27 protein-coding genes, 2 tRNA genes and 1 pseudogene are annotated in these 26,925 nt (G+C 65.1%); 17 read left to right on the forward strand and 13 right to left on the reverse strand.

Features of this window, described 5'->3' with window-relative positions:
• Positions 1-77 precede the first annotated feature (77 nt).
• Entirely contained in the window at positions 78-425 is a 348-nt protein-coding gene (locus tag FRANCCI3_RS23790) for an enoyl-CoA hydratase-related protein (protein WP_083282414.1), read from the reverse strand.
• A 423-nt stretch (positions 426-848) separates the two neighbouring features.
• Between FRANCCI3_RS23790 and FRANCCI3_RS00575 the strand changes: the two genes are divergently transcribed.
• Both FRANCCI3_RS00575 and FRANCCI3_RS00580 read left to right on the forward strand, forming a co-directional pair.
• A tRNA-Asp gene (locus FRANCCI3_RS00575) sits at positions 849-923 on the forward strand.
• Between the two features lie 52 nt (positions 924-975).
• Positions 976-1,052, forward strand: a tRNA-Phe gene (locus tag FRANCCI3_RS00580).
• A 119-nt stretch (positions 1,053-1,171) separates the two neighbouring features.
• Here FRANCCI3_RS00580 and FRANCCI3_RS00585 read toward each other — a convergent pair.
• Entirely contained in the window at positions 1,172-2,332 is a 1,161-nt protein-coding gene (locus FRANCCI3_RS00585) for a tyrosine-type recombinase/integrase (RefSeq protein ID WP_049760798.1), read from the reverse strand.
• A 207-nt stretch (positions 2,333-2,539) separates the two neighbouring features.
• On the opposite strand from FRANCCI3_RS00585, the gene FRANCCI3_RS00590 reads away from it, so the two are divergent.
• The 4 genes and pseudogenes from FRANCCI3_RS00590 (at position 2,540) to FRANCCI3_RS00595 (ending at position 4,232) form a co-directional block, all read left to right on the forward strand.
• A complete protein-coding gene (locus FRANCCI3_RS00590) occupies positions 2,540-3,487 on the forward strand; it encodes an ISAs1 family transposase (protein WP_023840632.1) in 948 nt (315 codons plus the stop codon).
• Positions 3,438-3,623 (forward strand): annotated as a pseudogene (locus tag FRANCCI3_RS28490) (ISAs1 family transposase); the annotation flags it as partial. The gene FRANCCI3_RS00590 and the pseudogene FRANCCI3_RS28490, both read left to right, overlap by 50 nt.
• Positions 3,624-3,653: 30 nt before the next feature.
• Positions 3,654-3,794 carry a hypothetical protein gene (locus FRANCCI3_RS27630; RefSeq protein ID WP_023840633.1) on the forward strand — a complete coding sequence of 47 codons (141 nt, stop codon included), beginning with the start codon at positions 3,654-3,656 and terminating at the stop codon, positions 3,792-3,794.
• 33 nt (positions 3,795-3,827) lie between these two features.
• Positions 3,828-4,232: a tyrosine-type recombinase/integrase gene (locus FRANCCI3_RS00595; RefSeq protein WP_330218938.1), complete on the forward strand. Its 405-nt coding sequence runs from the start codon at positions 3,828-3,830 to the stop codon at positions 4,230-4,232.
• A 176-nt stretch (positions 4,233-4,408) separates the two neighbouring features.
• Here the strand turns inward: FRANCCI3_RS00595 and FRANCCI3_RS00600 are convergent, their stop codons facing one another.
• Entirely contained in the window at positions 4,409-5,032 is a 624-nt protein-coding gene (locus FRANCCI3_RS00600) for an IS630 family transposase (protein ID WP_011434592.1), read from the reverse strand.
• Complete coding sequence (locus tag FRANCCI3_RS00605; RefSeq protein ID WP_049761030.1) at positions 4,996-5,484, reverse strand: winged helix-turn-helix domain-containing protein; 489 nt, start codon at positions 5,482-5,484, stop codon at positions 4,996-4,998. Before FRANCCI3_RS00605 ends, FRANCCI3_RS00600 begins: the two co-directional genes overlap by 37 nt.
• A 280-nt stretch (positions 5,485-5,764) precedes the next feature.
• Between FRANCCI3_RS00605 and FRANCCI3_RS23795 the strand changes: the two genes are divergently transcribed.
• The 3 genes from FRANCCI3_RS23795 (at position 5,765) to FRANCCI3_RS00615 (ending at position 11,390) form a co-directional block, all read left to right on the forward strand.
• Positions 5,765-8,992 (forward strand): NACHT domain-containing protein, encoded by a 3,228-nt coding sequence (locus FRANCCI3_RS23795; protein WP_011434594.1) that lies wholly within the window; start codon positions 5,765-5,767, stop codon positions 8,990-8,992.
• A 163-nt stretch (positions 8,993-9,155) separates the two neighbouring features.
• Positions 9,156-9,890 (forward strand): IS5/IS1182 family transposase, encoded by a 735-nt coding sequence (locus FRANCCI3_RS00610; RefSeq protein ID WP_011434595.1) that lies wholly within the window; start codon positions 9,156-9,158, stop codon positions 9,888-9,890.
• 186 nt (positions 9,891-10,076) lie between these two features.
• Positions 10,077-11,390, forward strand: a complete 1,314-nt coding sequence (locus tag FRANCCI3_RS00615) for an IS701 family transposase (protein ID WP_237704540.1) — start codon at positions 10,077-10,079, stop codon at positions 11,388-11,390.
• 882 nt (positions 11,391-12,272) lie between these two features.
• Here FRANCCI3_RS00615 and FRANCCI3_RS00620 read toward each other — a convergent pair.
• The 5 genes from FRANCCI3_RS00620 to FRANCCI3_RS00640 all read right to left on the reverse strand — a co-directional run bounded on the left by FRANCCI3_RS00620 (position 12,273) and on the right by FRANCCI3_RS00640 (position 17,790).
• Positions 12,273-13,463 carry an ISAs1 family transposase gene (locus FRANCCI3_RS00620; RefSeq protein ID WP_011434597.1) on the reverse strand — a complete coding sequence of 397 codons (1,191 nt, stop codon included), beginning with the start codon at positions 13,461-13,463 and terminating at the stop codon, positions 12,273-12,275.
• A 468-nt stretch (positions 13,464-13,931) separates the two neighbouring features.
• Entirely contained in the window at positions 13,932-15,398 is a 1,467-nt protein-coding gene (locus tag FRANCCI3_RS00625) for an SAVED domain-containing protein (RefSeq protein ID WP_011434598.1), read from the reverse strand.
• Between the two features lie 6 nt (positions 15,399-15,404).
• Entirely contained in the window at positions 15,405-16,316 is a 912-nt protein-coding gene (locus FRANCCI3_RS00630; protein ID WP_011434599.1) for an AAA family ATPase, read from the reverse strand.
• Positions 16,313-16,822 carry a hypothetical protein gene (locus FRANCCI3_RS00635; protein ID WP_011434600.1) on the reverse strand — a complete coding sequence of 170 codons (510 nt, stop codon included), beginning with the start codon at positions 16,820-16,822 and terminating at the stop codon, positions 16,313-16,315. The genes FRANCCI3_RS00630 and FRANCCI3_RS00635 overlap by 4 nt, the downstream gene beginning before the upstream one ends.
• 2 nt (positions 16,823-16,824) lie before the next feature.
• Entirely contained in the window at positions 16,825-17,790 is a 966-nt protein-coding gene (locus FRANCCI3_RS00640) for a CBASS oligonucleotide cyclase (protein WP_011434601.1), read from the reverse strand.
• Between the two features lie 139 nt (positions 17,791-17,929).
• Between FRANCCI3_RS00640 and FRANCCI3_RS23800 the strand changes: the two genes are divergently transcribed.
• Positions 17,930-18,265, forward strand: coding sequence for a helix-turn-helix domain-containing protein (locus tag FRANCCI3_RS23800; RefSeq protein WP_011434602.1), 336 nt, complete (start codon positions 17,930-17,932; stop codon positions 18,263-18,265).
• Between the two features lie 49 nt (positions 18,266-18,314).
• Entirely contained in the window at positions 18,315-18,776 is a 462-nt protein-coding gene (locus FRANCCI3_RS00645) for an ImmA/IrrE family metallo-endopeptidase (RefSeq protein WP_049760801.1), read from the forward strand.
• Between the two features lie 109 nt (positions 18,777-18,885).
• Here FRANCCI3_RS00645 and FRANCCI3_RS00650 read toward each other — a convergent pair whose 3' ends face one another.
• The 4 genes from FRANCCI3_RS00650 to FRANCCI3_RS25775 all read right to left on the reverse strand — a co-directional run bounded on the left by FRANCCI3_RS00650 (position 18,886) and on the right by FRANCCI3_RS25775 (position 23,585).
• Positions 18,886-19,707: a hypothetical protein gene (locus tag FRANCCI3_RS00650; protein WP_011434604.1), complete on the reverse strand. Its 822-nt coding sequence runs from the start codon at positions 19,705-19,707 to the stop codon at positions 18,886-18,888.
• A 1,201-nt stretch (positions 19,708-20,908) separates the two neighbouring features.
• Positions 20,909-22,273 (reverse strand): IS110 family transposase, encoded by a 1,365-nt coding sequence (locus FRANCCI3_RS00655; protein WP_011434605.1) that lies wholly within the window; start codon positions 22,271-22,273, stop codon positions 20,909-20,911.
• Between the two features lie 295 nt (positions 22,274-22,568).
• Positions 22,569-23,039, reverse strand: coding sequence for an NUDIX hydrolase (locus tag FRANCCI3_RS23805; protein WP_011434606.1), 471 nt, complete (start codon positions 23,037-23,039; stop codon positions 22,569-22,571).
• Between the two features lie 3 nt (positions 23,040-23,042).
• Positions 23,043-23,585, reverse strand: a complete 543-nt coding sequence (locus FRANCCI3_RS25775) for a hypothetical protein (protein ID WP_011434607.1) — start codon at positions 23,583-23,585, stop codon at positions 23,043-23,045.
• 417 nt (positions 23,586-24,002) lie between these two features.
• On the opposite strand from FRANCCI3_RS25775, the gene FRANCCI3_RS00665 reads away from it, so the two are divergent.
• The 6 genes from FRANCCI3_RS00665 (at position 24,003) to FRANCCI3_RS00685 (ending at position 26,775) form a co-directional block, all read left to right on the forward strand.
• Positions 24,003-24,239, forward strand: coding sequence for a hypothetical protein (locus tag FRANCCI3_RS00665; protein ID WP_035732209.1), 237 nt, complete (start codon positions 24,003-24,005; stop codon positions 24,237-24,239).
• A 28-nt stretch (positions 24,240-24,267) separates the two neighbouring features.
• Entirely contained in the window at positions 24,268-24,495 is a 228-nt protein-coding gene (locus tag FRANCCI3_RS00670) for a hypothetical protein (RefSeq protein ID WP_035959083.1), read from the forward strand.
• A 660-nt stretch (positions 24,496-25,155) separates the two neighbouring features.
• Positions 25,156-25,368, forward strand: coding sequence for a hypothetical protein (locus FRANCCI3_RS25780; protein ID WP_134352052.1), 213 nt, complete (start codon positions 25,156-25,158; stop codon positions 25,366-25,368).
• A gap of 529 nt (positions 25,369-25,897) precedes the next feature.
• Entirely contained in the window at positions 25,898-26,107 is a 210-nt protein-coding gene (locus tag FRANCCI3_RS00675) for a hypothetical protein (RefSeq protein ID WP_023842166.1), read from the forward strand.
• Between the two features lie 93 nt (positions 26,108-26,200).
• On the forward strand, positions 26,201-26,584 hold the full coding sequence (locus FRANCCI3_RS00680) for a hypothetical protein (RefSeq protein WP_131728958.1): 384 nt from the start codon (positions 26,201-26,203) through the stop codon (positions 26,582-26,584).
• Entirely contained in the window at positions 26,584-26,775 is a 192-nt protein-coding gene (locus FRANCCI3_RS00685) for a hypothetical protein (RefSeq protein ID WP_011434612.1), read from the forward strand. The genes FRANCCI3_RS00680 and FRANCCI3_RS00685 overlap by 1 nt, the downstream gene beginning before the upstream one ends.
• Positions 26,776-26,925: the final 150 nt, after the last annotated feature.

The following is a 26,925-nucleotide window of genomic DNA, read 5'->3' on the forward strand; positions in this document are numbered from 1 at the left end:
TCGAGCGTTTCGCTGTCGCTGTCGCTTGAGAGTCGTATGCTACCCGGGCGGGACACCGGTCCGCGCCGCGCATGAGCTCATCCGGACCTGGCAGAGGTGTCGGCATACAGCGCACGGATCTGGGCGTCGCTCGGATGGTGGCCCGTGCCCGGGAAACCGACCATCCAACCGGCGACAAGCACCGCGTGGTCCAGTACGTCGTCATCCGTGATCATCTGGTTGACCAGCCCGAGCTCGGCCGCCTCGGTGGCGCTGACGGCGTGGCCGGACAGCAGGAAGTCCGAGACCCGGGCGGTGCCCATGATCTGGGGAAGATGCCAGGACAGACCGTATTCGACGGCCAGGCTGAGGCGGGAGAAGCCGGAGCCGACGAAGGCGGAGGCCGCGATGAACCGGACCTCCGGGTCGGCGTCCGCGGCACACAGGGCCTGCGCCTAGGCGGTGGCCATCGGCAGGGTGAACGCGCTCATGACCTCGGGCCGGTTCAGGGTGGCGACGGCGACCCCGTCATCGGACCCGGGTCAGAACGGGATCGGCAACGGCGGTCTGGATCGACTCCGTGCTGCTGCGCACCTTTCGCTCGGTTCCCGCGAGGTCGGCGGCGTGCCTGGCATTCCCGGGTGCGCCCCGGCGTGCCGTCGCGCCCGCCGCGTGGACTCCGCGGATCTCATGCCGATGTCGCGTCTCCATAGCGGATCGCGAGTGATCGGGTGCGTGGACTGTTGGGCAAGAATCCTGGGCTCCCGGCCCTTCGAGTGGTCCCGGTGTCGTGTAGCATGACCTCCAGATCCGGACAGGGCCCGTGGCTGGCACCTGGAGGGCGACAACTGAAGATCGATCTAGAGCATGGTCCCGTGGTGAAGCCTGGAGTTCACGCCGCCCTGTCAAGGCGGAGGTCGCGGGTTCGAATCCCGTCGGGACCGCGTTCGTAGGGCTAACAGTGCGCTGTGGCTCATGCGAGAGTCGCACTGCCCGGGGCAGGTAGCTCAGTCGGTACGAGCGTCCGCCTGAAAAGCGGAAGGTCGGCGGTTCGACCCCGCCCCTGCCCACCACCTCTGACCTGCGGTTTTGCTCGTTCACGGGTCTCCTTGCAGGACGTTGGAGATCATTTTGTAGCAACGGGTGTAGCAACGGCCCCGCACGCCAGCGCACGTGGGCGGCCAGTGGCGTCCTACGCCAGCTCGTCGACGAGCTTCTGGAGCGCCGCCCGCTTGTCGTCCAGCGAGGCATGGGCATAGATCTCCATCGTAACGTCGATCGCGGAGTGCCCCGCGATCTCGCGGACGACGTGCGGGGGCACGCCCGCGTTCAGCAGCAGCGTGACGCAGGTGTGGCGGATGTCGTGGAAGCGCACGCCCTCCAAGCCGAGTACGCCGCACAGCGGCAGCCAGCTACGTCGAAGGTTGTCCGGCTCGATCGGCGTACCAATCGCCGTGGTGAACACGAAGCCAGTCTCCCGCCAGTTCACATCGGCTGTCTCGCGTTCCGCGTCCTGCCGTGCCTGGTGCTCGCGCAGGACCTTCGCGATCAGCGGCAGCAGCGGCAGGGTTCGCTCCGAGGTCCGCGTCTTCGGCGCTACCACCCTCAGATGCCCACCGACCCGCTGCAACGAGTGCCGCACGGCAAGGGTCTCGTCCTCGAAGTCGATGTCCTCCCAGCGCAGGCCAAGGATCTCCCCTCGCCGCAGCCCCAGGTACAGGGCCAGGACGTAGAGCGCGTATAGCCGGTCGTGCGCGGCGGCCTTGAGCAAGTGGCTGGCCTGGTCGGCGCTGAGCCCCCGGTGCACCTTGTAGGTCGGGCCGGAGACCTTCGCGAGCTTCGCGACATTGCGGCCGACCAGTTCCTCGCGTACTGCGGCGCCGAGGACGTTACGCAGAACGCTGTGGACCTGCTGCACGAGCCGGGCGGACGGCGCCTGGTGGCAGCAGCGCCCAACGGCGCAGCAGCGACGCTGCTTCACAGGGCGGCGGCGGTCGGTGCCGTGCAGGCAGCACAGGCAGGTGCCGCGCACCCGCTTGAGCAGGTTCCGCACATCGACGCCGTTCAGCTTGTTCAGCCGCTTCTTGCCGATCGCCGGGATCAGGTAGTTCCGGACGATGACCTCGTAGCCCTGCACCGTGCGCGGTTTGCAAGCCGGCGTCACGATGTCGCTGAGCCAATAGGTGAGGAACCGCTCCATGGTCCACCCGGTTGCCTCGGCTGGGATGCCCTGGTCCGACTGGGCCTGCATCTTGGTGAGCTTCTCGCGGACGATGTCGGCAGTCTTCCCGTATACCGGCCGGCGTCGCTGCGTTCCGTCGGGCATGAGGACGTAGGCAGCCCCCACCCACATCCCGTCGCTCTCGCGCTGGTAGATCGAGCCCCAGGGCCATTTCGTAGTCGATAGGCCAAGTTGATCATTCTTGGCATCGGCCGATGCATGGTCTGACCTGGACGGATACCGGCGACACGCCGGAGGTAGACGCACGGCAGGCACGACCCCCCACCGATCATGGAGTTCTCGACGCTTCATGTTCGCCAGGGAAGGCCGTGCCCGCCGATGCCATCATCCCCCGTCGCCGCCGTGGTCGACGAGCTTGCCGCGCAGCTTCCGGACAGGATCAACCAGCCGCGTCTGATCACCGAAGGTGATCAGACGGCGTTGCTAGAAGCTCTCGCGCGGGTACCGGATCCTCGTCGACGGCGCGGGGTGCGTTACCGGTTCGCCGCGGTCCTGGCGATCGCGGTGTGCGCCATGCTCAGCGGAGCCCGGTCGTTCGCGGCGATCGGGGAATGGGCCGCCGACCTGCCCGCGGACGCCCGCGCCGGCCTGGGGTTGACCGGGCGGGTCCCGGGCCCGGTGACGATCTGGCGGGTGCTGGTACGTGTGGACCGGGCGGCGTTGGAAACCGCGATCGGAGCCTGGATCCAGGCCCGCCTCGACACCATCGACACCGCCGGGCACCAGCCGCCACAGCGCCGACGCCGGGTCCGGCGGGTGCTCGCGGTGGACGGCAAAGCGATGCGCGCCACCCGGCACGGCACCCACCCCGTGCATCTCCTCGGTGTTCTCGACCATGCCCGGGGCGTGGTCCTGGCACAGGTCGACGTCGACGAGAAGACCAACGAAATCCCTTTGTTCTCCACGGTTCTCGATCAGATTCCGGACCTGACCGACGTCCTGATCACCGTCGACGCGATGCACGCGCAGACCGCGCACGCCGACCACCTACACGCCCGGGGAGCGCACCTGCTGGTCACCGTGAAACGCAACCAGCCCACCGTCCATACCCGGTTGAAGACACTGCCCTGGAAAGACGTCCCGGTCGGGCACACCACCACCGGCCGTGGCCACGGCCGGATCGAGACACGCACCCTCAAGGCCGTCACCGTCCCGGCCGGGCTCGGGTTCCCCCACGCGGCCCAGGCCATCGGAGATCACCCGCACCTCCCGTCCGATCAGCACGAACAAGAAGAAGACCGAGGGCAAGCGCCGCCAGCGACGTGAGACCGTCTACGCGATCTGCGCCCTGCCCGCCGAGGACGCCCTACCCGCCGAACTGGCCACCTGGATCCGAGGCCACTGGTCCATCGAGGTCCGCCTGCACTGGGTCCGCGACGTCACACTGGGTGAAGACCTCCACCAGGCTCGCACCGGCAGCGGACCCCAGGTCATGGCCGCTCTCCGCAACCTGGTGATCAGCCTGCTCCGGCTCGCCGGCTTCACCAACATCGCCCGAGCCCTACGCCACCACGCCCGCCATCCCGACCAGGCCATCACCCTCGTGACCAGCACAAACGCGACTTTGCAATGACCCTGGGAGCACCCCGAGCGCGGTGACATCGACCTGGAGCGCCGCGAGCTGCGCGTGACGGGCAAGGGCCGCAAGGAACGGATGATCAAGCTCGGCTACAACGCCGCGCGGGCCATCGACCGGTACCTTCGGCTGCGCGGCAAGCACAGCTACGCGCACAGCCCGAAGCTGTGGCTCGGGATCAACAACCGCCAGCCCATGACCGCGAACGGCATCTACCAGATGATCTCCCGGCGCGGAGACGAAGCCGGCGTCGTGGTCCACCCGCACAAGTTCCGGCACCACTTCTCCCACTCGTGGCTCGACAAGGGCGGCAACGAGGGCGACCTCATGGAGCTGAACGGCTGGACCTCCCCGCAGATGCTCCGCCGCTACGGCGCCAGTGCCCGCAACGTCCGCGCCCGCCGCACCTACGACCGGATCATGAACGGCGAGTAGGGCAGCATCAATTCTGCAGTGGTCACCGTCGACCGACCTCGCTTCGGCGAATAGGCTGTGTGGCTCCGGCCGGGAGTGCCGGCCGGAGCCTACCGGCGGGCATCCCAATGAGCATCGCGGGATATCCCCCGTACTCATCAGCAACGCGCTACAGAGCTTGAATGGTCAGGGTCTGGCTACGGCGGTTCCGGGTCGATGATCAGTTCGGTCTGGCCGAGGAAGCCGGCGATCAGGTCGGGCCGGTACTGGACGCGTTTGAGCAGGGTCTTGATCGTGGCGGTGAGCTGGTCGACGGTGACCCGGACGTGGTTGCCCAGGTCGCGTTTGACGTGGGCCCACACGCCTTCGACGGGGTTGAGGTCGGGGGCGTAGGCGGGCAGGGGGATCACGGTCAGCCAGTGGGCGTGGCGGGTGAGGAACCTGCGCATCGCGGCGCTGCGGTGGGTGTTGAGGTTGTCCCAACACAGGATGATCGGAGCACGGGGCTGGTGGTGCGCGGCGACGAGCAGGGTGGCGTAGTCGTCCTCGGAGAAGCTACGACGCTCGCCCTTACGGCCGTGGTGGGTCAGGACCCGGTAGAACAGCCGGGGCCGCTGGCCGGGCCGGTAGCAGACCAGGGCTGCCATCGAGACCCGCCCGGAGCCCTTCCCGGACACTCGCACGGTCGGGGTGTGTCCCCGTGGGGCCCAGGTCCGGGCCTTCGGGGGTCGCAGGCTCTGCCCGGCTTCGTCCTCGAAGACGATCCACGCGCCGGTCGTCGCCGCTAGCCTCGTACCTTCGCCCAGGTCTCGGCCCGCCACGCGGTGATCTTCTCCTCGTCGCGTTCGGTGGCCCGGCGGGCGGGGACCTGAGGGCTGTAACCCATGCGGTGCAGCAGGTACGACGTACCGCGCAGGGTGTAGCGGGTGCGGAACAGCCGGCCGATCAGCAGGGTCACCCGGGCCAGGGTCCAGCGCTGGTCGGGCCAGCCGTGCGCGGCCGGACCGCGGTCCAGTTCGACCCGTAGCCGGTCACGCTGACTGTCCGACAGGCGGCATGACGCACCACTGGGTCCTCGTGAGGCCAGCGCCGCCGTGCCACCGGCCTGCCAGAGCCGTTTCCACTGGTAGGCCGACTTCGTACTCACCCGCAGCCGCCCGGCGACCTCGACCGGATCGACCCCGGCGGCGAACAGGTCCGCCGCCTGCACCCGGACCACTTCCCGACGGGCACGACCCTGCGCGGTAAGCCCGCCACCATCCGCATACCTCATGCCCGATACAAGCGTCGGACACGGCCGGGTCATACCCGGACAGACCGGATGTGATCAAACAGACCCCGACCATTCAAGATCTGTAAGCGGGCCATCACTATCGGAAGCAACTTTCGGTCCTCGATCGGCCGGCCTCGTCGATGTTGTCGCGATGGGCGACCAGCGGAAGGCCTCTACGCGTCGTGCGGTATGGATCGGAGCTCCCGGGCCAAGCAGCGTACAATACGACATCTCTGAGTAGAGGCGTCAGCAAGATCGACTAGATCGACGAGAGTGGCCTGTGAGTGGGCAAGGGAACGAGGCGGGCAGCCTGCATCGAGCCGGTGTCGCCGCTTGGCTGGTGTCGCATGGAATTAATGGAAATCCTATTCCTCTGGACGACACGGCGAATTCTGGAACGATTCAGAGCGTCGACTTTGAAACAAATGATGCTATCGACGACATACATTGTAAGCTAACGGACGGCCGTACACTGCTAGTACAGGCGAAGCGAGCTTGCGGTGACGATCGACATTTGAAGGATACCGTCTACCAGTGGGCACGCCAACGGCCCGAAGCCGGTGTAATATTCGGCCTCGCTGTTGCTGAGCCGAAAGGACCAGTTCGGCATCTCCGTACGGCCTTAAACCGGCGTAGGAGGTCGATACCAGGAAACCCAAGCTCTGGAGAGAAAAGCGCGCTGGCAGCACTCGCCAAAGCATTCCCTGTAGACATCTCAACCTCCCGACGCGAAGAAATCTTGGACTCCGCTTATGTGCTGGTCGTCGATGCGCATGAGCCGGGGTTGCCCCATTTTCAAGCTGCAGCTTCCTGGTTGGTAGCTGCAGGTGTTCCACATGAGCGCGGGGCCGAAGCATTCGAGGCATTGAGATCGCGGCTTCAGGCCGACGCGGCGAAGGCACGCGGGAGTGATCTGGACGATTGGCTCGAAATACTTGCTAAGGCTGGATACCCGCTCGCAGAGGAATATCGTGGGTCACGCGGCCAGCGCCGCCAGTTCGACTTGGGAGTTCTGGCGCGATATTGCGACCGCTTTCAAGCCGACCGCGGAATGCTATCTTTCGCGCTACTCGCCGATGACCTACCGCCGATGAAGGTCGAGGGCCTGGCGAAATCATTCACGGTTAGTTGGTCGTCGACCTTCGAAAATCGGAAGTATGCTTCGGAACCCTTGCTTGACGTCGCTCGGCGCTGGGGCCGGCTAGTGGTTACCGGTCTGCCTGGTTCTGGAAAGTCGACAGCCATAAGACAGCTTGCGGCGGAATGGGCAGCCACGTCGGACGCGCCCATACCTATTTTGGTGTCGCTAAAGGTCGTAGCCGAGAATCCTCCCGAGCCGGCTTCATTCACTCCGGCTATGCTCGTCGATGCCGCGCTTCCTAAGCTCGGAGGAGACGAGAGGAGAGCCTTGCACGCCACTCTACTGGCTAAAATCGGAGACGGAGACGCTGCGCTTCTCCTCGATGGCCTTGATGAGTGCGGGACCGCAACCAGCACGATAGCTGATGGAATAACTCGACTCCTCGAACAGCTACACCCGGATACCGACGTAATAGTTACGGCGCGAGGGAGCGCCCTTCCTGCCGCTTCGAAGACAGGACTTCCTACCGTTGAGTTGACTGAACCGCAAGGTCTCACGTCTCAGCTTGACAATCTGATCCGCCATGCGGCAAAAATTCGAGCGAACGGCCAGCAAGAGGCCGAGTGGGCGGCCGCGCGTATCTCGTGGCTAGAGTCCGTCCGCCGCGCGGATGGTCATGGTGGCGGTCCGTTGCTGGTTCGATCAAACAGCCTTTGGCAGGTTCCGCTACTTGCGACAATGGTTACACTTCTGGCGACATTGCGGCCGACCGAAAAGATTCCTACCAATAGATCACTTTTGTTCATGGCGGCAGTGGAGGAATCGGTCACCAAATGGGAATCACGGCGTGCCATACAGCGCGTGCCATGGAACGTAAGTGACCCTCGGATGCTCGTCGACGGCTTTGCCGTGATCGCGCATGAGCTCGCCCATCGTAGCGGTCGCTTGTCGGTTGAAATCGCTAGAAAATCGATCAGAGACCGCGCGGTTCAATATTGGGGAATGTCGCGGGGGCCAGCAGAGTCGGCCTCTGCAGACATTGTTAGGTTCTGGGACGAAGTTATCGGGGCCTTTCCGAGAAATTCAGATGGAATGCTTCTTTCGCGAGCGCAGTATCTTGTGGATATTGGCGACGCGATGTGGGCCGCTCACGTTCTCGAAGACGAAGAGGAAAGAAAGGCTTGGGTGAATCGTGCGCTCGAGGATCCGAACCGCCGCGAGGCTTTTATTCTAGCTGTTTTGTACGCGCCGTCGATTTTGCATAGTATCGAAACCTTCCATGGTAGTGGAAATGATCGCGGGCGAAGGGCGCTTGTTTGGGCCGCTGACGCCATCAGAGAGGGTGGTAGATCTCTGATGAATGTTGTCACCCCCGCCCTGATGGCAGCACTTGCAGATGCTGCAGGCAAAGGATTGGCCCTCCCCGATATCGGTAGCAACAGTGCAGGTCAGAGGAGCGGGCGAGACCCCAAGGAGTGGGAGTACGTCCTACGGCTGGCTGGTCTGCCGGTCGTCCCCCAACTCCGCAAGTTGCGGGACGACTTGCTTGCCGGACTGCGGTTGAACAAGGAGCACCGTTTGGTGTCCCAAGCGCTCACTTCACTTACCGATGCGGTGGTAGACGGGCATACCGAAATACCAAACTCTTCCTTGGCTGCGCTTAAAGAAATGCTGGCCGTTCCGGCGCCACGGCGAGTAAATCGTCCACCGCGCAGAAATTCGCGTGGAGTTATGAGCTTCACTCTACCGGAACGCCGGCGTCCGATAGGATATGCCGACGTGCTCAAACTTGCAGCCGAGTACGCTGGAAGTCTCGATTCATCGACCCGAACGGCTATCTACAGCGAGGCTCGGGAAGCTAGTGTTCGCGACTATTTTGAAATCGTAGCCGTTTTGCAGGCAAAGGGATTCTCTGATCCGCAACCATTTTTCAGAGTCCCTGAACTTATTCGCCTAACCGAGGAGTTTCCCAGTCATTGGGCGGCTGTCGAATGGCTGTTTCGCCCTATGGAAAATATCTCGGAAGGTACGCAGCTGCGGCGGGTGCAGCGGTGGAGACCCGCCGAGATTCTAGAGTTCACCGAACTCATCGGTCTACGTGCATCTGGTCTTGATGATCTGAGGGCCGGCAGGAATGAGGCCACGACGACCATAGAATCTCTAGTTAAATGTGTTTGCTCATCCTATAGAATTTCGGAATCTCATATCGCGGCTCAAGCGGCCTACATTGCAAGTATCGCATCGACTGGGGACCAGCAGATTGTCCGAATTATTCTGGGGATTCCCCCTGCTCGCGAAGTGCGTTTCGTAGTGCCAAGTACGGAATTTCGGCTCGAGGGCCTTGAGTCTTTGCTTGCTGGGTACGCAAGTACATGCCAGATACTGAGCCTTTTCAATCTCTGTTTGTCTGATTCTTTCGGCCGTTGAGGATCACCAATTGACGAATTGAACGGGCACTGGTTCCGGTCGTTCCGTCATCTGGCGGCGGCGATAGTTGTTCGGGCGGTGGCCGGAGGGGTGCCGTAAATAGAGAAGTCCCCGGTAGATCACAGGGTGTCTACCCCACTGTGCCCTTGACCGAGGACTTCCGTTGCTAACCTACCCTGGTGTCGTCGACCTGCCCGAGTCGACCCTGACCTTCCTCGCGGGGCTGCTGGCCGAGGATCGCGCCCAGCGTCGGACCTGGCGCAAGCTGCCCCCACCCGAGCAGGCACTCCTGGTGCTCGTCCACCTCCGCAAGGGTGAACGCTACGAGCAGCTCGCCGAGGGCTTCCAGGTCAGTGTCGGCACCGTCCACAACTACATCCGCGAAGCCGTCCGCCTGCTCGCCACTCACGGCCGGACCCTGCTCGCCGCGGTCTGGATCTTCGCGTGGACCCAGAGCAACTTCCTCATCCTCGACGGCACCGTCGTGCGTACCAACCGTGTCCGCGCGCACAACAAGCTGTACTACTCGGGCAAGCACAAGTACCACGGCATCAACCTGCAGGGCCTCACCGACCCCTACGGCCGGCTGATCTGGATCTCCGAAGGGCTTCCCGGCTCCGTCCATGACCTCACCGCGGCCCGGATGCACGACATTCTCGATCTGATCGACCGCTCGGAGCTCTACCTCTACGCGGACAAGGGCTACGTCGGCGGCGAGGGCGACCGCCTCCTCGTCCCGATCAAGAAACCCAAGAACAACGACCTCCCCGACCGTGACAAGGAGGCCAACCGGACCCACGCCACCACCCGCTCACAAGGCGAACGAGGATTCGCGGTCCTCAAGAACTGGCACATATTCGACCGTTTCCGTGGCTCTAGAGTTTCGCAGTTTTCTTGATCCAGATCAGTGTCTGGCAACGGCTGGATAATTTTCCCGATTGCTTTCGGGTGGATGATTCCCTGGTGCCTGCCGGTGGTATCGCGGTGCGTGGCGGAGGGGTGGAAGGCCAGCGCGAGGGGCTGGTGGCGGGAGCATCAGCGTTTCCTGTACCAACCCGAAAGTTGGACGCCGATGCTCCCGGACGTGACGATACCGGTTTCTCTGGCGGTGCTGCTGGAGGGTTTCCGGCCGTGTTTCACCGCGCCGTCGTTCCGGACGTTCCGGGCGCTCGTCGTGGGGATGCTCGCCACCGGCGGGCGGCGCACGGTGTGCGGGATGCTCGTCGGCGCGGGCCTGTCCACGCTGTGGCCGCACGACCGGGCGCACCGGTTTTTCGCGCGGGCGGTCTGGTCGCCGGAGAAGGTCGGCCTGGCGCTCGCCCGGCTCGTCGTCGACCGCCTCGTCCCGGCCGGGCCGCTGCACGTCGTCGTCGATGACACCCTGTTCCACCGGGCGGGGAAGAAGGTGTGGGCGGTGGGCTGGTTCCACGACGGATCCGCGAAGGGGCCAGACCAGGTCGGGTTCGGCAACAACTGGGTGATCGTCGGCCTCGTCGTGCCGGCGCCGCTGCTCGGCCGGCCGGTCTGCCTGCCGGTCCTGGCCCGCCTGGTCCGCAAGGACACCGTCTCGGCCTCGCGGCTCTGGCTGGCCGCCCGCGCGGTCGAACAGCTGGCCGGGGCGTTCCCCGCCCGCCGGGTCCACGTCGTCGCGGATGCCGCCTACGCCGGCGACGAGCTCAGGGGACTGCCGGCCTCGGTGACCTGGACGACCCGGCTCCGCCGCGACGCCGCCCTGTTCGCCCCCGCCCCACCCCGCACCGGGAGACGTGGCCGGCCCCGACTCAAGGGCGACCGGTTGCCCTCCCTCGCCCAGCTCGCCGCGGCCGCGACGTTCCGCCCGACGGCCGTGACCCGCTACGGCCGCGCCGGGACCGTGCACACGGCGGTCATCCGCTGCCTGTGGTACGGAGTGTTCGGCCCCCGCCCCGTCACCGTCGTCCTCGTCCGCGACACCGACCGGCCCGGGACCTACGACCTCGCGCTCGTCACGACCGACACCCTGACCAGGCCCGCCGAGCTCGTCGCCCGCTATGCGGCCCGCTGGTCGATCGAGGTCGCGATCGCGGACGCGAAGCAGATCTTCGGGGTCGGCCAGGCCCGCAACCGACTCACCGCCGCCGTCGAACGCACCGTCCCGTTCGGCCTGGCCTGCCAGACCCTCGCCTTCGCCTGGTACCTCACCACCGGCCACCACCACGGCGACGCCGCCGACCACCGCGCCCGCACCCCCTGGTACACCACCAAGACCCGCCCCTGCACCGCCGACCTCGCCGTCAAGCTCCGCCGCGTCCTGATCACCACCCAATATCAGCCCACACGGCCCGCGAACCCGACCGACGCGGAAATCCACACCCTCCGCCTCGCCTGGGCCACCACCGACAGCGCCCTCGCGGCCTGACCAGCCCCCATCCCGGCCCCACAGCCCGGGAACCAGACAAAACAGACATCGACCCGAGACCGCAAACCAGCTCAAACACCCCACCACGAACCAGCACACCAAACACGCACAGAACACGTCTCACGCGACGTCAACCATAAAATTGGAGATCAAGAAAACCGCGAAAGTCGAGGTGGCTGCCCACGCCGCGTCGGCACCTTCGCCCAGGCCGCCCTCGTCCTCGCCACCGAGGGCCTTTAGGAAAACCAACTTTGAAATGGCTCACTGTCGGAGGTGGCATTTTCGATTCTACGAGTTGACAGGGATCGACGTGTCGGCCTGGAAGTCCGCAAAGCCATGACGGCGCTTAGTCCCAGCAGACGAGGCAGAGCAGCAGCGCTCACAATCGGTCATTCGGAGGACAGATCAGCAACTGCCGAGGAGCTTCTTGAATCCTCAGACCCGAACGTCCGAGTAGCGGCAGCGAAGGCACTCACACGAATCGCGAGCACTGATGTAGGCGCGGCTCCGCTCGTGGCTCTGGCGCGCAACGACCAAGACCTAGCGGGCAAACATTCAGCCCGGGCCGCGTGGGTGTCGTTTGATGGCATGACGTGATGCCGGTCGGCGCGGGTGCGCCTCCGGTCGGTGGTGTTGTCGGGTGGGGGTTGTGTTTCAGGCCGGGGTGGCGGGCGGCCAGTCGGGGATCCAGGCCCGGCCGGTGACGACCTCGCGCAGGGTCGTCATGACGTCGCGGCCGTGCTTCGCGGCGGTGCGCAGGTAGCCGAGGATCGTGTACCGGTCCTGGGTGACCGTGTCGCTGGTCAGCCGCAGGGCTCCGGCACGTTCGCGTTATGACCGGCTCGTCCGCGCGCCGACGGGACGGCCTGGATGTCCGTATCGTCAGGGAAAGCCGTGCAGGTCGAGCGCGGCGGTGGCGGTCTTGCAGGCCCGGCGCCCGGCCGGAACGTAGCGGTGGCCCGCGGCGCGGACCGCGTGCGCGACAGTGGCGCGGAAGATCGCGAGGTTGGCCGGGCCGCGGCGGGTCCGGCTCCGGCTCGCGTCCTCACCGAAAGTGACGTCACGGACGTGGTGCTGACGGTTCTCGATGATCCACTGGCCGCGGGCGGCGTCGGCGAGGAACCCGGCCGAGGCCTGCTCGAAGGCCAGATCCGTGATGCCGTAGACCGTCTCCCGGCTGGGTTTCCTGCCCTTCTCCCGGCGCCAGCGCTGGATCCGGACGGCCTGGCGGGCGTGCGGGAACTCGGCGTGCTCGACGGTCGCGGCCTTCAGCGTGCGGGTCTCGTCACGGCCGTGGCCATGGTCGTGGGTGGTGTCGGCGACCGGGACGTCCGCCCACGGCAACGCGGCCAGGAACGCGCGCAGCGTTGGCTGGTTGCCCTTCACGACCGCAAGGTAATGGGCCTTCTTGTCGGTGACCAGCCAGTCGAGATGGTCGCGCACGGTATGCAGAGCGTCGAAGGTCAACAGGTCGCAGGCAAGGTCGAGGGGCTCGAGGACAGGGCGGAACGCCTTCGTCTCATTGCTCTTCGAGTCCACCTCGTGCTGGTTGACCAGCCGGCCGGTCGCCTGGTCGGCGACCCCGACCAGTTGGACCTGCCGCCCGTCGGCGCGCTTCGCGCCGCGGCTGGTCTTCCCATCCAGTGCGTAGACCGCCCGCACCGCTTCTCCCGCCGCCTCGGGTGACGCCGGCTTCGGCGGGGCCGGGTCGGCCAGCGGCGGATCGAGCAGTGCGCGGGCGAGCCGCGCGTCGTCGGTGTCGTTGAGGAACCGGCGGATCGTCGACTCGCTCGGCAGCCGGTAGCCGTCAAACGGGTCGTACGGCAGCCGCAGCCGGCGCCGTTCCTCCTCCGTGGTGCCGGCGAGCCATTCGATCACGGCGGTGACCCGGTCATGGCCCGCCGCGGTCAGCGCGCACAGCCACACCGCCGCCAGCACCGCCAGCGGGTAGACCCGCCCACGTCGGCCCCGGTGCTCGCCCATCGCGTGCAGCCGCTGCCAGATTCCCTCACGCGACACCGCGCCGGCTCCCACCACACCGGCCGCGTCACGCGACAATGCCCCCACAGGCACGTGCGCTCCCGGACCACGAAGACGTTAGACACCTCCGTGATCTACAGGCGCCGTGCCTGTCTTCTTCTCAGCGACGCGTGACCTGGCCGTGTCCGCCCGCCGACCCCCGCGCCCGCCCGATCAGGGCATACCGGGACCCCACCAGCCAACTCCGGGCGGACCGGGACCTCAGCTGACAGAACCGGCCAGGGCACCGCCCAGCAGGCCAGAACAACGAACACCTGGATCGATCACGCGATCAGCGCCACCCAGGACGCACGGCCACGATCACACCAAAGCGCGAACGTGCCGGAGCCCTGCGGGTTTTTCGGGGGTTCCGGTGTTCTGGATGGCTGCTCGTGATCTTGCGCGCCGGACACGGCATCAGGGCCGTCGATCGCCCATCCGGGGCACGGTGTGGTTACACGCCGTGCCGACGGGTAGCTCGTTGCCGCAGGTCCCGGCGGAGATCGATGCTGCGGGCGTTGTTCAGTTGGGCAGGAAGAACGCCGGCTCGTAGCCGGACGCGGCGAGGTCTTCGTAGGTCTGGGTGGCGGGAACCCGATCCCACACGCCGCCGAGTAGCACCGCAAAGCCGGATGGCGCCGCCATGAAGAGGTGGAGTATTGGCGGATTGACACGGCGCGCGATCTGCCGGCTCAGGTCGCGAACGGCCAACGCGACGGCATATGCGTGATCTCTGTCGGCGATGCTACTACCCGAGATTCCGGAGGGCAGGCTGATCGTGATGATGGGTATATCGCGTCCAGTGCTAGCGATGTAGCTGGTGACGTCTGGGGTCAGGTCGGCGGAGATCGCGAGCGCGAGTGCGACCTCGCTGCCTGGCCGAAGTTCAGCGATCGATGACGAGAGGCAGATGGAAGCGGGCATGATCGTTCCGCCGGGTTTGAGCCACAGTTGGCCGTCCTTGGTCTTGGCGGGGATAAATCCGGCTGTCTCCTGGAACATGACGGCAGCGGTGAACCAGGTCGGCAGTCGCATGGTGCCGGTGATGAGGATGCGTTTCGCGCCGAGGCTGCGCAACGTCCGCTGAGCGTCGATGAGTTGTGGCCGAAGAACTGTTTCCCATTCCTTGGGGTTCTTGAGACCGCGTCGGCTGCGGGCCTCGCTTCCTCGGAATCGGTCCACCCAGTCGAGCGTCACGCGGGCGTCCGGGTTTGTGAAGCCTTCGTCGAGGGCGTTGATGGCAACCATGGTGAATGGCTCTTGCGCCCGGATGCCGAGGCGGTCGATGGCGGCCGCGATGTCGGCTGGTCGTTTCTGGCTGCGGCTGGTTTTGACCCACTCTCGAACTTCGGCGATTCCGAGCCGGTAGGCGACTTCGTCTGCTTGGACACCCGCCGCGTGGCTTATGTCTCGGATATGATAGTCGCGCCAGGCAGCTTCGGATGCGTCGGTGTGTAGCCGCAGGTTGGACAGGAATTCGTACAGCTCGTCGTCGGTGCAGTCGAGGTGACGGAGTAGGTTTCGACGTCCGGCCGCTGTAGCTGCATTAGTCGCGGTGCACAGCCGATCCGCCAAGTGATCATTGCGGTCTCGCAGGGTGAGCACCGGGTCGTCGGGGTGGATGGACCGATTCGTGACCAGGGTCAGCCTCGGGTGGGCACCGTCGACCCGCAGCTGCTGCGAGGTGCGGTAGAACCGCTGGAGAATGCTGGGGCCTCGCTTGCCCGACAGCGCGGTCAGCCACTCAATGGTCGCTGCTTTCTCGGCTGTGACGCTGGCCTTGACCTGCATGTAGTCGTCCGGCCCGTGGGCCTTCCCGATGACGACGTCGTCCACGTTGCCGGCCGTCACCGCCTCGACAGTGACGGCGTTGGCGCCCGAGTGTGGCACAAGGGTGCGCAGCGCGGCGTGCCAGGCGACTGCGTACTGGAGGTCATCGCCGGTGACGCGTGCGCCGCTCGCGCTGGGCCTGCCGCTGTCGGCTGCCATGGCGCGTCAGTGGCGCGAGGTGAACGGGGGCGTGGGCGGGTTCGCCTTGACCTGGCTGATGATCATCTGTGCGGTGACAGGCTGGTCGGGGTAGGCGGCCAGGCAGGTGGAGGCAACGAGGCGGTCGGTGAGGTCGGAGTAGGTGAAGCCGTAGCCACGTCCATTCGGGCCAGTGAGCCGCACGAGAGTTGCGATCTCCCCCTCGCTGAGGGTGACGCCATCGAAGATCCTTGCGAGGACCGCGCCGCGTTGGCTGTCGTCTGGCCGGCTGAAGTCGAATTCGGCGGCGGCCCGGCGGCGGATGGCGGGATCGAGCGCGTCCCCACGGTTGGTACACATGATCACCAGAACAGCGAGCTCTTCCGCGGCGATCTGGCTAATACCGCGGATCAGCGCGTTCACGCCGGCCCGATCCTCGTGGTGCATCTGGCTGGCTTCGCGGGACTGTGCGAGGGCGTCGGCCTCGTCGATCACCAGGATGAGTGGCCGGCGGCCACGGTTTGCTCGGGCTTCGGCAATGATCGTGTCGAACGCTGTCCCGATCAGACGGGTCATCTCGCCGACGATGCCACTCCCGCGGGTGCGCAAGCTGAGCCGTTTGACGCGCACGGTGATGTGATGCTCGCGAGCGATGGCGTCGGCGAAGGTCTCGGCGAGCGTCGTCTTTCCGGTTCCGACATCTCCGCTAAAAATGATCAAAGGTGGGCGGTGGGCCATCAGCCTCACGGCGGGCAGCACGGCCCCGTGCATGGCGGTGCTCCAGTCCTCCAACAGCGAGGGCTTGAGGATGACCTCCGCTTCCTTGAGGAGGCGGGTCTTGATGTGGTCGAGCCCGACCAGCGCCGTGTAGCGCCGGAGGGCGAGCGGGTCTGGGAGATCGAGGTCGTCGTCGAAGATCTCGGCGGGTGTTGTGCTCATAGCGGGCGGTAGCTGCTCCTGGTGAACCCCGTCCCCTGGGCGGAGTAGGTGCGGTCGGTGGTGTGGAAGCCGCCGGAGTACCCCGGCGCCGCCGCCGGGGTCCGCACGATCGGCAGCGACTTCTCGATCGTGTCGCGGATCGCGGCGTCCAGGCGCCACCAGGCGGGTGAATGGATCAGGTAGCTGGTAAACGTGGCGTCGACGACGTCGGCGTGCCGGCACACGCCTCCGGCGCGGTCGTCGGTTGTGAGTGTGCCGTTGACGAAGACGTACTCCAGGGTCAGAATCCAGGCGCCGCGACATTGGAAGCCATAGATGACCTTGTCCACGTGGCCCCCGTGGGCCAAGGCTGTGGCTTCCGCTGCGAGGTCAATGATCTCTGTGTCGGACGGCTTGCCGTAGTACCGCTGGAGCTGGGCCAGGTCGGTAGCAATCTTGGATGCGACATACCGCGCCGAGGCGATGCTGAAGGTCTCGTTGGTGGTGAGCGTGGCGGTGATGGTCATAATCAACCCCGGAACCGGTCGCCGAGGACGACCTGCCAGCACTCGATGGCCTGGGCCCTCGTCGTGGCGTGCCGGGCTTCAGTGATCGCGTCCAGTGCCCGCTCGGCGGCCGTGACGATCCTCTGCTGGTCCTTCATCGTGTAGAGGCGTGCCGCGTTGTTCTCCGGGTTCACCGGGTCGAAGATCTCGATCACGTCGGTCCGCTGCCGTGGGAGGGCGTAGGCCGGGTAGTAGTCGGTGAAGGCGATTCGCTCGTTCAGTTCGGTCCGGACCACCAAGTCGAAGAAGCCGTCCAGGGCCGTGACGTAGTCACTGAACACGATCTTGTCTGTGTCGAGCAGGTGGGCGCACAGCAGCTCGACCATGAACGACTTGAAGCGGAAGTCCGCGTCTCGGTCTTTCTGCGCGTGGACCCACCACTTCACCAGCCGCACGACCTGCGCCCAGTCCGTAGGGCAGGCGCGCTTGCGGGCGCGGACGAAGTCGAGGTGGAGTCGCACACTGGTGAGCAGCCGGCGCCCATCGCTCTTGGAGACGAGGTAGCCCCGGTCGTCCGGATCGCCTTCGTACAGCACCGGGACGACGTCGACGTCGATGCCGCTGGACTTGAAGTGGATGTTGACGCAGTGGGTCGTCGCCTCGATCTGTGACGGGTCGATCAAGCCGCCGTATGCCTCCCGGAGCCGCTCCGCGAGCCAGTCCACCAGCTCCGCGCCGTCCTGCGGGGCTTCCGCCAGGCGGACGTACACGGCGACGTCGTAGTCGAGGACGTTCCGAAGCGCGGTCCCCTTGGCGACCGAGCCCGCGTGAAGCATCTTCACCAGCGAGAAGTTTGGGTGCTTGGCGATATGCGCGTGCAGGCGCTCGCGGAGGTGGTTCACCTGCTTCCGATCCTCGTCCGCAGTCGCCTTCGGCAGGTTCACGACGCGTCCGGCAAACACCGCGAGATCGTCATGAGTGATCTTCATGTCGTTCGGGTGCCCCCCTCCAGGAGTCGATCAAAGGGCGGCGCAACCGTACCACGGATGTTGACAAGGACAGCAAGCCTGGTCCAGGATGTTTGTATCAATCACATGATGTTGGCGTCACTCGCACACGGGGTCAAGGATGACAATCGAGCCCGCCTACCAGGAGTTCGGAGAGCGGCTAGCCCAGACACGTCGACATGCTTCGCTGACCCAGCGCGACGTCGCCGAGCGTTCAGGTATCAGCCGCCCGACTATCGCCAACATTGAGAAGGGGCGGCAGCGCCTGCTCTACCATCAGCTCCTCGACTTGGCGCACGCGATCGGGGTCGATCCACGCGACCTCCTGCCCGCCCCGCCGACACCGTCGCCGGCTCTCGCGCACCTCGATGACCTGGCGCCACCTGCTCATGTGCTTGACTGGGTCCGTCGGGGCGTAGATAGAACAGGCAGACAGGACCGTGGCGAGCAACGCTGAGCGCGCAGCTCATGACCTCCTCGCCCGTCATGCCGTCGCCGCTCCACCCGTGCCAGTCGACAAGATCGCAGCGGCCGAGGGGATCTCCGTCGTTCAGGAACCGTTCCGCGACGACGAGGTCTCGGGCGTACTCCTCCGCGAGCCCGACCGGACGATGATCATCGTCAATGCGGCCAACGCTGTCGTCCGACAAAGATTCACTATTGCCCATGAAATTGGACACTTCACGTTACATCGTGGAACTGTCTACCTAGACGGACGCGCCCGCGTGAACTTCCGGGATGGCCTGTCGTCTATGGCTACAGACCAGGAAGAGATCGAGGCGAACTCATTCGCCGCAGCACTTCTCATGCCCACCAAATGGGTCAGAACAGCATTCGAGACCACAGTCCGAAACAGCCCGGTCGGCAGCGAGGAAGAGTTGGCCGGGCTGCTCGCTGGGCGCTTCGTCGTAAGCCGTCAAGCGATGCTCTTCAGGCTCATCTACCTCGGGCTTATTGCCGCACCTTAAAGACATCCCAGCTTCCATAACTGGCCGGCAGCCCTACAGGGGAAGCTCGGCAGCGATGCCCGTGCCACCAGACCAGCTGCGGGCACGGGCATCGCTCAGTCTCTGTCGATCAGAATGCTTGCTGGGGCTCACCGCCGACTGACCTTGCATTGCCTTCGATCTGGGCGTGGATGTCGCTGCGTAGCTGCGCGACCAGTCTGCGGGCAGTACCGGCGCCGACATGCAGCCGTTTACGCAGCGTCTCAGCGGAGATCGGGCGCTGGTGCTGCTGCCAGTGCAGCACGTCTTCGGCTCGCGCCCGGTGGAGCAGGTCCTGCTCCCGCGCACCCAGACCGTTCCGACAGGGTGTCTCGTCTGCCGAGAGCACTTCCGCCCTGCCATCCTGACCAGGCTGCGCGGGCACCGGTGGTTGGTCCATCAGCATCGACTCATACGAATCATCCGCGGTTCGTGAGGTCGGCAGGGGCGCGCGCGCCCCGGTAGTCTGCATGGCCTGAATCAGACCTGGGCCAACCTCGGCCCAGCCGATCATCAGAAGTGGGCCGACGGCGTCGAACGCGGCTTTGCCGTACTGGCCGGCAATCAGGGGCTCGGCGACGTTGAGAGCCAAGGTGACCAGACTGGCGAAGATGAGCAGGCGCCGGGCGGATCGCTGCACGTCGGCGGGGCCGCCGTACAGAGCCATCTGACGGGTACCCAGCAGCAGCCCGACAACGGACAAATCCACCGCGGGAGCTACCAAGGGGGCGATGAAAACCGGAACTCCCAAACGCAGGCCGAGGGCGAAAGAGTTCCCGAACCCGAACAGAAACGTCAATCCCACGACGATCCCGATCATTGTGGTCACGAGCTTCACGGCGTACGCGGGCCCAGCCGAGCCCGAGGAGTCCTCGCAGGGCGAGGCGGCTGAGGTTTCGCTCTGGCCGTTCACTGGGTACCACCCCTGACCGACAGCAATACGGCCATCCCGATCGGCCAGCCTGCGGCGGCGTTGCACCGAAGCCAGCCAGTGATCGCAGATGGCCGGCGGCTTGTCCCCGGCATCCGCAAAACCGATCTTCTTGGAGTGGGGGAGGACAGGGCAGTGAGTAGGACGGTGCCTCGTGCTGAGTTCGGGCTCGGGGCGGCCCCAGGCGACGTCGGAGGGGCACAGACACCGGCAAGTCGCGCGGACCCACACGGGCGTGGGGTCGAGCGGATGCGCTGCCGTGCGAGCCGCACCCTCGTCAAGGACGGGTCGAGGTGTAGCAACGGGTGTAGCAACGCCGGCGAACCGGCGCGTACGTCGGCGGCCTTCCACGGCCGAAAACGTACGTCCGCGGACGTCGAAATGACGGTCATTTCGGCCTGAAAAGCGGAAGGTCGGCGGTTCGACCCCGCCCCTGCCCACCACCTCTGATCAGGGGTTTTACCTCGCGACTGAGATCGTTTGAGGCCATTTGAAGATCGTTATGTAGCAACGTCTGTAGCAACGGCGACCGCAGTTAGACGGCGGACGGTCGCCCGCGCACCCCGCTGACCTGCACAGACACTTCCGACAGACCGTCCGCTTTGCGGCAAAACAGTCGAGCCAGCTCGATCGCCTCGGCACCGCGCCCCATCGCATCCGGCGTCGCGCAAAAGCCCTGGTCAAGCGTTCGTCACGAGGCGCAGATCCGGCGCCGCACCGCTCTGAACGGGCCGTTGAAGCCTCATGACCTGCGATGTTCGCACTCGCGGTCCGGCGCGCCGCATCACTCCCGGATGGTCGTGGGCCGCTGCTACACCGGTAGCTACAGATGGGCCGGAGAACCTGACGGAATCCGCTGATGTAGCCGTCTGACCTGCCCCGACTCGGGAAGCGTCGCGGCCGGACCGTCCGTTTCAACGGCGGACGGTCCAGGGAGCGCGTGCTGGTGTCAGATTGACACGCTGCTACCACACGAGTCCTCGTGATCTGACCGGAAATACCAACTGAACGTGGGCACGCTCGCGCCCGCCAGGGCACTTGGCCGCTGGTGCGCGCGACAGCGGCGGATCCCGTGGGCTGCCGGCTGGCCGTTCTGACGGTGAGCGGTGCTGGCGTGTCCGGTCGTCGCCCCGACAGAGCGGCCGTCAGGCCGCCGGGTCGGGCGTTCCGCTCGCGGCGGCCGTCAGGCCGCGGCGAGCAGGGCGGTGATCTCCTGTGCGCTCAGGTTGAGGCTCTTGAGCTCGCGCAGGGCGTTGCGCTTGCGGCGTTCCCTGCTCTGCAGGCTGGCGTGGTAGTCGACTCCGAGGTCATGGAACCGCGCGGTGGGGTCGTTCAGCAGATGCCAGACGATGGTCAGGATGGAGCGGGCGACGGCGACGAGGGCCTTGAGATGGCCGCGGCGTTTGACGAGGCGCCGGTAGCGGGAGCCGAGGAAGGTCTTCGTCTTCGCCGCCGCCATGGCGGCCTCCCCGAGGGCGCCGCGCAGGTAGGGGTTGCCCTTGCCGGTGCGCCCGGTGCGGCTTTTCGCGCCGGACTGGATCGTCTGGGGGGTCAGTTTCGCCCACGAGTTCAGGTGGCCGGAGGTCGGGAACTGGGCCATGTCGGTCCCGATCTCGGCGATGATCACCTGGGCGGCGTGGCGGGCGATGCCGGGGATCTCGTCGAGCCGGTCGAGGATGTCCAGGCCGGGCCGGGCCGCGGCGCCACCGCCGCCCTGGCCGGTCCCGGTGGTGGCGTCCCCGTCGGGGCCGGTCTCGCCACCGCGGGCGGCGTCGGCGGCGGCGTGGGCCGGGGCAGGCAGGGCGGCGATCGCGGTGTCGATCCGCTCGGTGAGCTCGGCGATCCGCCGATCGAGGCCGTCGATCTGGGCGAGCAGCACCGAGAGCAGGTAACCGTGGTGCTCGGTGAACTGGCCGGTCAGCGCGGTCGCCAGCTCGGCCTGGGTGGCCTTGACCCGGCCGCGGGCAAGCGCCGCGAGCTTCTTCGGATCACGTTCGCCCGCGACGAGCGCGTCGAGCATCGCCCGACCGGAGACCCCGAAGATGTCCGACAGCACCGTCGACAGTTTGATCAGGGCGTCCTCGAGGAGCTTCTCGACCCGCAGCCGGTGCCGGGTGCACTCGGCGGTCAGGTCCAGGCGCAGCCGGGTGAGGTTACGGATCTCGCGGATCTCGGGTGGCGGCACGAAGGAGGGCCGTAGCATGCCACGCTCGTTGAGTTTGGCCAGCCAGATCGCGTCGAGTTTGTCCGTTTTGGGTCTTCCCGGGACGTTCTTGACGTCCCGGGCGTTAACCAGCCACACCGTGAGACCGCGGGCCTCGAGCAGGTAGTAGAACGGGCGCCAGTAGTCAGGCGTGGATTCCATACCCACCAGAGAAACCCGCTGTTCCGACAGCCACCCGGCCAGCCGGGTCAGTCCCGCTCCCGTCGTGGCGAAGGTCCGCACCTCCCCCCGCCGGCCGCCACCACGCCCGCCAACCCGGACCGCCGCCACGACCGTGTCCCGGTGCACGTCCAACCCGGCGACCCGGTCGATCAGCACATCCATGAAAGACCGCCTCCTTCCCTTACGATCAGTGATCCACACGGACCGCCCGGGGAGGGCCTGTCATCAAAGATTCTGAGGTACGCGCTCGTGGCAGCAGGACAGGATTCCTCAGGACCTCCGCGCCACACTGACCTACGGGCTCGCAGGCACCACAGAGGGACGACGTCGGACCGGACGGCACCAACATCCTCATCAGGACAGGGTGCCGGCGCAAGCCGGCATGATCACTGACCTGCGACGATTCGCCGAGCGTCGGGCCTCGCCGAGCGTGTCGACCTATTAATATTACCAGCTATCAGCCAATATACGGTTCACTCCTTTCTTCGAGATAATGATCAACTCGCAGTCGGATCGACGGATGCATTTTATATGAAGGGAGATCGCTAATTGCTACGAACCTCACCTGTGAAGATTCGTCACTCGTTCTAGGTTCACCACCGGTCATCCTGGTTCGAAAACAGATGGAGAATTGTTGCCGCACCTCGCCATTGTCGTAGGCCGCTACGTGGCCAGGATTGGAGTAGATCCCAACCACTCCGGTTACTTCGCAGGATATCCCGGTCTCTTCCATGACTTCACGCGCGGTAGCCTGCCTGACTGATTCGCCAGGCTCAACACCCCCGCCAGGGATGGCCCAATATCCGTTGTCGGTACGACGGATCAGGAGAATCCGTCCTTCGCTATCGGGAACGATCGCACTTACAGCCGGAACAATGCTGTTAGCCGCTGGAGCTTCGGGATCGTTCAAGTAGTCAACACGAGGCACAGGTCACCCCTCCTTGTTTTCCAGCACTCGGCTCTGCGCCCAAATTCGCTCAAAACATTCAGCGTAGGTCTCGAACAGGGGTCCGCCGTCGATCTTACGCAGATGGACAATCGGGGCGCGGAATGCGGGCATGCTGTAGATGTGCGGATTGATCAACATCTGATCGTCGAATCGGATGATCGAATTATACAGCACCGTTGCATGAAAGCGGACCTGAAGGTTTTCTACTCCGAGTATCGGTTGATACCAGGAGAGCGCATATCTAATGCGCGCAGCCATCCCAGCGCCAACCCCTTCCTCCTCTCCGCGCGTTCGCACTTCCTCTGATTCGGGGTCGCCGAACGCGATGCGTACTTGCACCCCATCGCCACAACGCCTCTGGATTTCCGGCACCCAGGACGGGTTGGCTTCAGGTAGGTGTAGACCTGCATAGACGAGGATATCGAGCACGCTCGAAGTTTCTTGTAGAAGGGCGAGCCACAGAGCATTCGGGACGGCGCTTCGCTCCGTGTAGACCGTGACGACTTCGCCGTGTCGTTCATCCATGGCGACACGCTTACCCACATTGGGCCATAGATAGTCGCTTCCTCCCCGAGTAGTCGCGCGGCCTTCATCGCGGTGGTTCGGTGCGGAGTCCGCCCCTTCGTGATCCATCGTTCAACCGTTTTCGCGTCGACACCCAGAGCCTCACCGAGCGTGGGCGGTGTCCAGCTACGGCGAGTGAGCGCGGTTCGCAATCTTTCGTTGGGCACGTTGCGGCTCCCGAGACCGAGGGCATGGGACGTTTCGATCTTAGAACGTCCCAGCATGTCCCTTGCGGGGGGTGACCGCGTCCCTCGCTATCTGTCATGTTCTGTCGTAGGGCGCTTCGGGTCACCTTGGGCTACACACGACGGGGTGCCCTACCTAGACGTCCCCGGGTGTGCTGCCGCCGACGATGCCGGTGCGCCCGGGGACACCCATGTGAGCCGCGAGGGGGACGGGATGCCGTACATAAAGATCGTTTACAAGGGGGCCGCGCCGACCACGACCTACATGCAGTGGGCTCCGGTCGTGGCGGCCGGTCTGCGGCGGATCGTGGGCGAGGCTCTGGAGGAACCGGGGGTGGCGTCCGTGGAGCTGACGGACGACGCGGGCTCACGCGTTCTGGTTGCGGAGAAGCCACGCGATCTTCTTGCTTTGGAGTGCGGGGGATGCTGAACGCAGCTGCGATCAGGGACCTTCCGCCATGTTGACGATCTTGGTTCGTTATGAGGATGATCGAGGGCCGTCCGCAACCATCGCGAGTCCGGACGTGCTCCGTAACGCCGACCTTCCGGCGCTGGCCTCGCGGTTGCTGCGGATGCTTCCGGCGGTCGAACGGGTGCAGATCTTCGATGGTGAACGGCCGGTCGCCGATACCGCCTCGCGGGGGCAGGGTGAGGTGAGTCGGGGCTCATGCCGTTCGTCCGGCTGATCGCGGCGCCTGGTAGGGCCGGAGCGTTGTACTACGTTCCTGCGTGGAAGGCCCGAAGGATGGACCTTCCCGACGGGCCCGGCGTGCGCTGGTCGAAGATCCGACTGTGACCCGCGTCGACCTGCTGTCGGATACCTACGAGGTAGAGCAGATGATCAACAGAGAGTAGCTGCCTCGTCGCGTCTCTATCGGAGTGAGGCTCTGCCTGTGGCGCGGTGCCTGCCGGTAGCGGTGCGGGTGGGAGCGTAGCGGCGCCACACGCTGTCGTCTTGTCCGGTGCATCCGCTGTGACCTGCATCGATAGCGATACGGGCGACCCCGGCCCATGCCGGCCCCGGTCCGACGGGCGACCCCAACCCGGGCGGCCCCGGTCCGTGCGGTCTCCTAGAAATCAACTGGGTAGTGTGTTATGCCTCTCGTATTAGGCCTGGACATATTATCGGGTGAGCCATCCTAGCCATGCTCCGGCGATAACGGACGGCACGGCGACGAAAAGGACGACTACGGCGATAAAATACCAGGGGATTTTTCCGTCGGGCTCCTGGTAGAACCGGCTGAACATCACGGACCTCCTTTTGCTTCCCTCTTTGCAAGGGGACGGAAGGTGCTTGCGGGTGGCGGTGGGTTTTTGGGTCCGGGACGCGTGGATGGCATGCGGCCGTGCCCGTCTCCGGCATGATCACCGCGTGTGGTGTCATGCCCGGTGGTGAGTCGGTGGTCGATTTCGATCGCGAGCGCGGTTATCAGGTTTTTCTCGTGTGTCTTGCGGAAGGTGTCTCCCTCAATCCGGTAGTAGACGCTGGCGGCGTGGCGCCGTTCCGTTTTTGTGAGCCGCACTCCCATGCCACGCGGCGCGGGGTCCAGCGCGAGTAGTGCCCGCAGGGCTGACCCGCGTGGGTGACCGAGTGCCTGTGTGGCCGCGTGCAGCAGCCTCACGACCCCCCGCGCGCGCGCCCACTCGCCTCCCTGCGCTGCCACGAGGGCTAGCAGGCGTGGCGCGGCGTTGATGATGTCTTCGGGACCCCGGACGCCGTGATCGGCAAGCCTCCCAAGATCTTCTATGAGTCGCCGTTGGCGGTCATCGCCCGTCATGATCCGTCTTCCCGTCGTCCCGTGCATACGCCGTTGCGCCTGCACACAGCAGGCCAGTGATCGCACGCTCACGCATCCGGGTTTTTTCCGGGTTTGGTCAGGGTTGAGTCCGGGGTGTCCGCGCGCTGATGATCGTTCCGGGTTTGGTCCGGGTCCGGTCCCCCGGAATTCCGGCTCCCAGCCACTAATACCCCCCGGATTTGCCGGTCTAATACCTGCGGTGCGGCTTTTCATCGGGAAACATGGGCGGTGTCCGGCGGGGCTGACAGAAACGGCCCCGAAGGCTTGCCCCCATCCCTCGGGAGTTCCTGTGTTCCTACTTCTTCTATTCCTTTTCCTGCTGGTTCTGGCCGTGCCGCTGTGGCGTTTCCTCGCGGTGTTCGTGCCGGTTTCCCTGGCCCTCTGGACATTTTCGTGGGCGGCCACGACATCCACCCCCGGATACGGCAAGTACTTCATCGCTATCATTTTCATTCTTCTGGCCGCGCGGGCTATTACGAAGTGGACACACAAGCCGTGACCAGAATGCACCGCGTTCTCTTCTGGACAGCCCTTGCAGTCTGGCTCGCCGATCTTTTTCTGCTAGGCGTCCTAGCCGGATACAACCTGCAGCATGAATACCGCCCGCGGCCGTGCCCGACGCCGGTTGGCCGTGCCATTCCCGCGTTTTCTTTCTCCCCTCTCCCTTCCCTTTCGCGAGGTGACTGCCGTGTTCGATGATCGCGAGCTCGCCGTCCTTGAGAAGCGCGCGGCCGACGCCTTCGACACCCATATGGACGGCTACACGGCAAGCGCAGTCCTCCACGACATCTTCATGGACATTCTGGGCCAGGACGAAAAAGGTATCGAAGCAATCCGGTACGTACAGAGCCTGCTGAAAGCCCACCGGGACAAGACCCTCGCGGAATGGCTGACCGCCCAGGATCTGTGGTTGTTCGCGGCAGGCATCGCCTATGACACCAACTTTGACGATGACGAAGACGAGGCCAACCACTGATGATTCCCTTTTCCATTCTCTTCCTGCTTCTTATCGTTGTCATCGTCATGATCCGCGCGTTTGACCTCAACCCGTGGCAAGCGTTCGTCTGCGCCGCGCTCGGTTTCTACGTCGCACAGTCCAATTTCTCGGACACGTTTCAGGGCATTCTCAACCAGATTTTCGGCATATTTTCCTCTATTCATCTGTAGGCCGCGCGGGGGTGTCCGGCTTCCGGACACCCCCGTTTTCCTCTGAGAAGAGAAGCCATGCCACGAACCCACACCAACGATCAGCGTCGGATGACACGGGAAATACGGCGGATGCGCCGCTACATGCGCCGTTCCACCCGACGAAAACTC

Origin of the sequence: Frankia casuarinae, from assembly GCF_000013345.1 — a bacterium.
Lineage (GTDB): Bacteria > Actinomycetota > Actinomycetes > Frankiales > Frankiaceae > Frankia > Frankia casuarinae.

Bases quoted from the DNA above. Each gene is read 5' to 3' on its own strand.
- FRANCCI3_RS00640 (WP_011434601.1), bottom strand. From the start codon at position 17,790: ATGAAGATCACTCATGACGATCTCGCGGTGTTTGCCGGACGCGTCGTG.
- FRANCCI3_RS00670 (WP_035959083.1), top strand. From the start codon at position 24,268: ATGTTGACGATCTTGGTTCGTTATGAGGATGATCGAGGGCCGTCCGCA.
- FRANCCI3_RS00630 (WP_011434599.1), bottom strand. From the start codon at position 16,316: ATGAGCACAACACCCGCCGAGATCTTCGACGACGACCTCGATCTCCCA.
- FRANCCI3_RS27630 (WP_023840633.1), top strand. From the start codon at position 3,654: ATGGCCGCTCTCCGCAACCTGGTGATCAGCCTGCTCCGGCTCGCCGGC.
- FRANCCI3_RS00635 (WP_011434600.1), bottom strand. From the start codon at position 16,822: ATGACCATCACCGCCACGCTCACCACCAACGAGACCTTCAGCATCGCC.
- FRANCCI3_RS00585 (WP_049760798.1), bottom strand. From the start codon at position 2,332: ATGTGGGTGGGGGCTGCCTACGTCCTCATGCCCGACGGAACGCAGCGA.
- FRANCCI3_RS00590 (WP_023840632.1), top strand. From the start codon at position 2,540: ATGCCATCATCCCCCGTCGCCGCCGTGGTCGACGAGCTTGCCGCGCAG.
- FRANCCI3_RS00685 (WP_011434612.1), top strand. From the start codon at position 26,584: ATGATTCCCTTTTCCATTCTCTTCCTGCTTCTTATCGTTGTCATCGTC.
- FRANCCI3_RS00655 (WP_011434605.1), bottom strand. From the start codon at position 22,273: ATGGATGTGCTGATCGACCGGGTCGCCGGGTTGGACGTGCACCGGGAC.
- FRANCCI3_RS00680 (WP_131728958.1), top strand. From the start codon at position 26,201: ATGAATACCGCCCGCGGCCGTGCCCGACGCCGGTTGGCCGTGCCATTC.
- FRANCCI3_RS25775 (WP_011434607.1), bottom strand. From the start codon at position 23,585: ATGGATGAACGACACGGCGAAGTCGTCACGGTCTACACGGAGCGAAGC.
- FRANCCI3_RS00625 (WP_011434598.1), bottom strand. From the start codon at position 15,398: ATGGCAGCCGACAGCGGCAGGCCCAGCGCGAGCGGCGCACGCGTCACC.
- FRANCCI3_RS23800 (WP_011434602.1), top strand. From the start codon at position 17,930: ATGACAATCGAGCCCGCCTACCAGGAGTTCGGAGAGCGGCTAGCCCAG.
- FRANCCI3_RS00605 (WP_049761030.1), bottom strand. From the start codon at position 5,484: ATGAGGTATGCGGATGGTGGCGGGCTTACCGCGCAGGGTCGTGCCCGT.